We start from the raw sequence: 6,288 nt of genomic DNA, 5'->3' as shown, positions 1-6,288 counted from the left end.
CAGGTGGGGTCAATAAGAATATTTATGTCAAAAATCCAAACAAAGGCATAGATCCACTAGGTTTGATGGAAGAGCTGAGTCATATATGGAATATCGGGCCATGGGATGCTCTTAGTACAAGATCTGATAATAAAGATGCCCTGTCTACAGCTCAGAGAAAATTTCCAAGAAATGAGTTGCACAATGGAAAGGGCGATGCATTCCGTCATTGTTATTGGTCTTGCATTATGAGCTTAAGGATGGGGGTAGACCAGGCGAAATCTGTTGGCGATACTCACGAGGAGTATGGAACAAAAGCAGGTCAAGCAAAAAAGGAGGAAATAATGGATTTGCACAACAATCAAAAAGGCAGAAATTGCTCGCTATCTTCAAAAACAAAAAATGACTGTGAAAATAAATGCCAAGATAGTCTTGATGATGGCAGTCTATGGTTTATAGATAAAGATTCTGGCGCGCTCACCACAAGCCAAGATTGGCAAATTCCATGAAAATTAAATTAACAGCAATTATTATTATTTCAATAATATTGAGTTGGTATTTCTTTAAAAAAGATGATTTTAGTTATTATATAAATAGAGATTACGATTTTGTTTGCATATTTCCGCCATATACGCCCAAATTATTTATTATTGAGGATTTGAAGAAATATTCAAATAATATAAAAGATAATATGAAATATAAAGAATCAATGGATGACGGAATTTTTACTTATTTCTTTATAAAAAATAAAGAAATAATTTCTTCTGGTGAAGAAATGGTGATAAATAATTCGATGGGTAAATATGGGTGTTTTGGTAAATAAAATATTACCATGATTTAATATTCCGTGGGATAAAGACTAGTGCCAAGTGGCATAGATTTTTCTTGGCTAATGCACTCATGCAGTTAAGCGAGACTTTTGATATTGCATCTATGCAAAGGTGGGTGTGCACGTCGATCTATAACATTTCAGCAGGCCGGTAACAGCGCTATCCACCACTACCACTGCCATTGCGGCCACTCGGGCACACCAATAGCCCTGACGGACCGGCGAGGGCCAGCCAAGCTGTATCCCTGGAGCAATGCGCTGCAGTAATACAACCCGCAGGGCATCCACAAGGCGATGCGGCTGCTGGGGGCACGCTTAAGACGCCGCCGTTGCTCGTTCAAATAGAACAAGGTATTGATTGTGGTAGATTATTCCCTTATCAAAAATATTGCTTTTGGCATAAAAAAATATGTAGAAAAACAGGAGATTCTACATCTTTCTTTCATGAGAACCCATAGTGATCTTGTGAAGCTATCAAATATAGAATTTCTTCCTCGCAGCGGATTTGTTTTTGATGAGGAGATGAATAAGTGGGAATTTAAAAAGCATGGATGTGGTTATGAGTTCTCTCATGAAGGTGCGGTTATTGATATAAATGATTATTTCCTGTCGAATGGAGATTTTTTAGCGCAAATAGATTATTCTTCTATTTTGAATCGATTGGATTTAATTTCAAAAACCAATATGCTGATGATGCAATTAAATCAGCCTTGATTTATTTGGAATCTACAGGAGAGATCGTGAAGGTGCTGCCGACGGGGTATTATAAGTTACTTTCATCTTAATGCTGTCATTAATTTAATTGTTAATCTAGTTAATAAAGGGGATAAAATCTTATTGATTTTATAAAATGCATAACAAGCTCCAGGGCTACTCACAATCGGCGGGTAACAGGATAGGAAGATATTGAGATGCCTCGCTTGAAATATCCTGAAATGAGAATGGAATTGCTCGGATATTTGAGGAAACTCAAGGATTTGAAGTATCAGATGAAAGCCTGGGTGAATCAGGACTTTCCTGCAGACGTTCAATACGACCATCTTGATTTGGCCATACATTTCATTTTTGACGATACGGATCTTGGCAGTGATGCTCGTATGGCGATCGGTGAAATTCTTCTTGATGAGCAGGAGGCAGGACTGATGAGGCAGTTGGTGGATGCCATCAATGCCGTCTTTGAGGCGTACGGCACGGACATGCCGAACAGCTTCTACATGCAAGTTGGCGAATGGACGAGAGTGGTGGCCTATGCCGAAAGGGCGTTCGATTGTCTGGAGGGGAGCAACGCCGCTGGCTGCCCCGAGCCGCTGGATTGACACGGGCATGCCTGCCAGCCGACTAGCCGGGGCAAGGCCATGGCTGATCGTGATGTCCAGTCGGTGGTGAAGAGTACCGTAGCGTTTCCAGGTTCGTGGAACAGCAAGATGTTTTCCACTGGTAGCCCGTCCCCCAAACCTGCCGGACAATCCATGGAAACCGAGGCCCCGTTCCATGACAACTTCAACCCCCCTTCCCGAACCCGAATTGAGAGCCTTCGCTACTGCGGCGGCCGAGCAGCAGCGATGCGCGGACTGCGCTGTGCTGTGGAGGCCGGGCTGGGAGTCCTTGTCGGGTGCGGACAAGACTTCGCATCTGCAGCAGATTGGTGCGCTGGGCACGCCGGAGACACGGGAATTGCTTGATGAATACCACCCACAGGGCACGAACCAGTGGTCGCCGGATGCCCCCATCGCCCTGGGCTGGCACCCGTACAACCGCTGCACGCTCTGGCGCTGCCACCATTGCAATGCCGCCTTTCTGCGCTACACGGAATACGGCGGCTACTACCAGGACGATCGCATCCGGCCGCTGCTGGCGCATCTGATCGTCACGCCCGAGCAGGGCCGCGTCTGAGCGGCGCTGCTCGGCCGGCTCAGGTCCAGTCGAAGGTGAACAGCGCCGTGCGGCTTTCCGGCTCGTAGAACAGCAGGATGCTGTCCGCGCCCGTGGCGCACCAGTTGTAGCCGGCCACGTTGGCCACGTGGAAGAAGGGCTTGCCGTCGCGCGTGATGCGGATGCCGTCGTCTTCCAGTTCATCGCCCATGCCGGCGTTCTCCGCCTCGTCCAGCTGAAAGGCCGGGGGAATGGGCGGGTGGCTGGTCCAGTTGCCGTACCAGATGCCGCCGCCCAGGCTGTCCAGGTAGTCCTGCTCCACGGGCTCGCCCTTGCCGTAGCGCGAGTAGCTGGCCAGTCGGCCATGCTGGGCGTAGTAGGCACTGGCCTTGGCGTGGCTGGCCAGCATTTCGTCGGTGTGCTCGCAGGCGTAGGCGTCTTTGGTGAACTGGCCGCCATGCTGCGGCGCGCGCTGGAAGAAGCCTTCGTTGCCCAGGAAGCGGTAGCGGTTGTCGGGCGTCAGTTCCAGCGCAAACCAGTTGGGGGCGGTGAAGGCGTTGTGGTGGGCTTCGGTCTCATCGCCTATGCAGCCCTCGAAGGGCTCGACGGGGCACAGCATGTGGACCACGGTGCCGGCCAGTTCGGGCCGCACCAGGCCCAGGTCGATGGAGATCAGCGGCAGCAGGTGCTCGGCCAGCCAGGGCTGGTCGGCCACGAAGATGTCGGCGGCGGCGGGAAAGGGGGTGAGGCCCGGCTTCAGTTCGCGGACTTCGGTTTGCTGGGTCAAGAGGAACTCCTGGGTGAGGGGATGGTGGTGCCGGGGGTGATCTCGAAGATGTCCTGGTCCGATGCGGCCGCGCTCTCGTGATAGATGTCGTAGAGGTACTGCGCCAGTTCGGCGTGGGTGACATCGCAGGGAATGGCCAGCAGGGCGGGGGCGCGCTTGCCGTCGGCGCCGACGTTGAAGCAGCGCCACTGGGCCTGCGCGCGTTCGATGGCGATGATGCGGCCGAAGACATTGAACCGGTATTTTTCCAAGGGAGATCCTCCTGGCGATCCGGCATCGTAGCGGCTGTCGAGGAGCTCATGCGTGTTCTCCCTAGGTTCGTGCCGGCGTTTCGTCTATATATTTCAAACCTAAACTATTCAGGCTTAAAGTTCTTGGGCCTGGATTCTGAACCTGGGGCGTCCTGTGCCGTCGCCCTGCGAGAAAAGGGTTTGCGGTATGAAGATCGTCTGTATCGGTGGAGGTCCCGCCGGCCTGTACTTCGGCCTGCTGATGAAGCTGCAGGACCCCGCCAACGAGGTCACGGTGGTGGAGCGCAACCGGCCCTACGACACCTTTGGCTGGGGCGTGGTGTTCTCGGACGCCACCATGGACAACCTGCGCGAGGCCGATCCGGTGTCGGCCCGCACGATTGGTGACGCCTTCAACCACTGGGACGATATCGACATCCACTTCAAGGGACGGAGCCTGCGCAGCAGCGGCCATGGTTTCATCGGCATAGGCCGCAAGAAGCTGCTCAACATCCTGCAGGCGCGCTGCGAGGACGTGGGCGTGAAGCTGGTGTTCGAGAACTTCGTGCAGGACGACCAGGCGATGGCGCGCGAGTACGACGCCGACCTGGTCATCGCCTCGGACGGCATCAACAGCCAGGTGCGCACGCGCTATGCCGATACCTTTCGGCCCGATATCGACCAGCGCCGCTGCCGCTTCGTGTGGCTGGGCACGACCAAGGTGTTCGATGCCTTCACCTTCGCCTTCGTGCAGACCGAGCACGGCTGGTTCCAGGCCCATGCCTACCGCTATGAAGACGGCATGTCCACCTTCATCGTGGAGACGCCCGAGGAGACCTGGCAGGCCGCCCGCATAGAGCAGATGAGCCAGCAAGAGGGCATTGCCTATTGCGAGAAGCTGTTCGCCCCCTGGCTGGACGGCCATGCCCTGGTCAGCAATGCCACGCACCTGCGCGGCTCGGCCATCTGGATCCGCTTTCCGCGCGTGATCTGCAATACCTGGGTGCACTGGAATGCGCTGGACACGCTGCGCGGCCCGCGCAGCGTGCCCGTGGTGCTGATGGGCGATGCGGCGCACACGGCGCATTTCTCGATTGGCTCGGGCACCAAGCTGGCGCTGGAGGATGCGATCGAGCTGGCGCGCAGCCTGCGGTCTGCGGGGGGCATCGAGGCCGGCCTGCGCCACTACGAGGAGGTGCGTAGCGTGGAGGTGCTCAAGATCCAGAACGCGGCGCGCAATTCCACGGAATGGTTCGAGAACGTGGAGCGCTATGCGGGCCTGGAGCCGGAGCAGTTCGCCTATTCGCTGCTGACGCGCTCGCAGCGCATCTCGCACGAGAACCTGCGCCTGCGCGATGCCGCCTGGCTGCAGGGCTTCGAGCGCTGGATTGCCGAGCATGCGGGCGAGACCGTGCCCGAAGGCCGCCGCCCGCCCATGCCCATGCTCACGCCCTACCAGGCGCGCGGCCTGCGGCTGAAGAACCGCATCGTGGTCTCGCCCATGGCCATGTATTCCTGCACCGACGGCGTGCCTGGCGACTTCCACCTGGTGCACCTGGGCGCGCGCGCCATGGGCGGCGCGGGCCTGGTGATGGTGGAGATGACCTGCACCTCGCCCGACGCGCGCATCACGCCCGGCTGCCCCGGGCTGTGGAACGACGAGCAGGCGCAGGCCTTTGGGCGCATCGTTGATTTTGTGCACGCGCAGGGCGGGGCGCACATTGGTATGCAGCTGGGGCATGCGGGCCGCAAGGGTTCCACCCAACTGGGCTGGCAGCAGATCGACCATCCGCTGGAGCAGGGCAACTGGCCGCTGCTGTCGGCGTCGGCACTACCGTACTTGGAGGGGCTCTCGCAAGTGCCCCGCGCCATGACCCGCGCCGACATGGACCGCGTGCGCGAGGACTTCGTGGCCGCCACGCGGCGCGCCGCGGCAGCGGGATTTGACTGGCTGGAGCTGCACTGCGCGCACGGCTATCTGCTGTCCAGCTTCATCTCGCCGCTGACCAACCGGCGCGACGACGAATACGGCGGCAGCCTGGACAACCGCCTGCGCTTTCCGCTGGAGGTGTTCGAGGCGGTGCGTGCAGCCTGGCCGCAGGACCGGCCCATGTCGGTGCGCATCTCGGCCCATGACTGGGTGGAGGGCGGCATCACGCCCGACGATGCGGTGGAGATCGCACGCCGCTTCAAGGCGGCGGGCGCCGACATGATCGACTGCTCCTCGGGCCAGGTCAGCCCCGACCAGAAGCCGGTGTACGGCCGCATGTACCAGACGCCGTTTGCCGACCGCGTGCGCAACGAGGCCGGCATACCGACCATTGCCGTGGGCGCCATCTTCGAGGCCGACCATGCCAACGCCATCATCGCCTCGGGCCGGGCCGACCTGTGCGCGCTGGCGCGTCCGCACCTGGCCGATGCCGCCTGGACGCTGCGCGAGGCCGCACGCCTGGGCGCCCACGATGTGGACTGGCCGCCGCAGTACCAGCCCGGCAAGCGCCAGTTGGAAACCAACTTCGAACGCGCCGCCGCCATGGCGCAGTTGGACGCGAAATGAAACTACACCCCCTGAGTCGCTTCGCGCCTTCCCC

7 protein-coding genes and 1 pseudogene are annotated in these 6,288 nt (G+C 57.3%); 6 read left to right on the top strand and 2 right to left on the bottom strand.

Going from position 1 to position 6,288, the window contains the following annotated elements; translation table 11 throughout:
* The 5 genes and pseudogenes from DTS01S_RS30985 to DTS01S_RS28195 all read left to right on the top strand — a co-directional run.
* On the top strand, positions 1-488 hold a 488-nt coding region (locus tag DTS01S_RS30985), incomplete at its 5' end, for a DUF6973 domain-containing protein (RefSeq protein ID WP_082774949.1).
* On the top strand, positions 485-802 hold the full coding sequence (locus DTS01S_RS30755) for a hypothetical protein (RefSeq protein ID WP_139223910.1): 318 nt from the start codon (positions 485-487) through the stop codon (positions 800-802). The genes DTS01S_RS30985 and DTS01S_RS30755, both read left to right, overlap by 4 nt.
* Positions 803-1,252: 450 nt before the next feature.
* Positions 1,253-1,593 (top strand): annotated as a pseudogene (locus DTS01S_RS30750) (DUF6896 domain-containing protein).
* A 126-nt stretch (positions 1,594-1,719) separates the two neighbouring features.
* On the top strand, positions 1,720-2,124 hold the full coding sequence (locus tag DTS01S_RS28200) for an SCO4402 family protein (protein WP_026062914.1): 405 nt from the start codon (positions 1,720-1,722) through the stop codon (positions 2,122-2,124).
* Positions 2,125-2,299: 175 nt separating this feature from the next.
* Entirely contained in the window at positions 2,300-2,701 is a 402-nt protein-coding gene (locus DTS01S_RS28195) for a hypothetical protein (protein WP_026062915.1), read from the top strand.
* 19 nt (positions 2,702-2,720) lie between these two features.
* Here the strand turns inward: DTS01S_RS28195 and DTS01S_RS28190 are convergent, their stop codons facing one another.
* Both DTS01S_RS28190 and DTS01S_RS28185 read right to left on the bottom strand, forming a co-directional pair.
* Positions 2,721-3,467 (bottom strand): hypothetical protein, encoded by a 747-nt coding sequence (locus DTS01S_RS28190; RefSeq protein ID WP_017407497.1) that lies wholly within the window; start codon positions 3,465-3,467, stop codon positions 2,721-2,723.
* Positions 3,464-3,718 (bottom strand): DUF7661 family protein, encoded by a 255-nt coding sequence (locus tag DTS01S_RS28185; protein WP_017407498.1) that lies wholly within the window; start codon positions 3,716-3,718, stop codon positions 3,464-3,466. Before DTS01S_RS28185 ends, DTS01S_RS28190 begins: the two co-directional genes overlap by 4 nt.
* Positions 3,719-3,905: 187 nt before the next feature.
* Here DTS01S_RS28185 and DTS01S_RS28180 point away from each other — a divergent pair, with 187 nt between their 5' ends.
* Positions 3,906-6,254 (top strand): bifunctional salicylyl-CoA 5-hydroxylase/oxidoreductase, encoded by a 2,349-nt coding sequence (locus DTS01S_RS28180; RefSeq protein WP_016454669.1) that lies wholly within the window; start codon positions 3,906-3,908, stop codon positions 6,252-6,254.
* Positions 6,255-6,288 lie beyond the last annotated feature (34 nt).

The sequence above is a fragment of the Delftia tsuruhatensis NBRC 16741 genome, from assembly GCF_001571325.1.
GTDB classification, from domain to species: Bacteria; Pseudomonadota; Gammaproteobacteria; order Burkholderiales; family Burkholderiaceae_C; genus Comamonas; species Comamonas tsuruhatensis.
The sequence above is the reverse complement of the archived record's forward strand: the minus strand, read 5'-3'. Positions and strand labels throughout refer to the sequence as shown.

Excerpts from the sequence above, each read along its gene's own strand:
- DTS01S_RS28180 (WP_016454669.1), top strand. The coding sequence starts at position 3,906 with ATGAAGATCGTCTGTATCGGTGGAGGTCCCGCCGGCCTGTACTTCGGC.
- DTS01S_RS28195 (WP_026062915.1), top strand. The coding sequence starts at position 2,300 with ATGACAACTTCAACCCCCCTTCCCGAACCCGAATTGAGAGCCTTCGCT.
- DTS01S_RS30755 (WP_139223910.1), top strand. The coding sequence starts at position 485 with ATGAAAATTAAATTAACAGCAATTATTATTATTTCAATAATATTGAGT.
- DTS01S_RS28200 (WP_026062914.1), top strand. The coding sequence starts at position 1,720 with ATGCCTCGCTTGAAATATCCTGAAATGAGAATGGAATTGCTCGGATAT.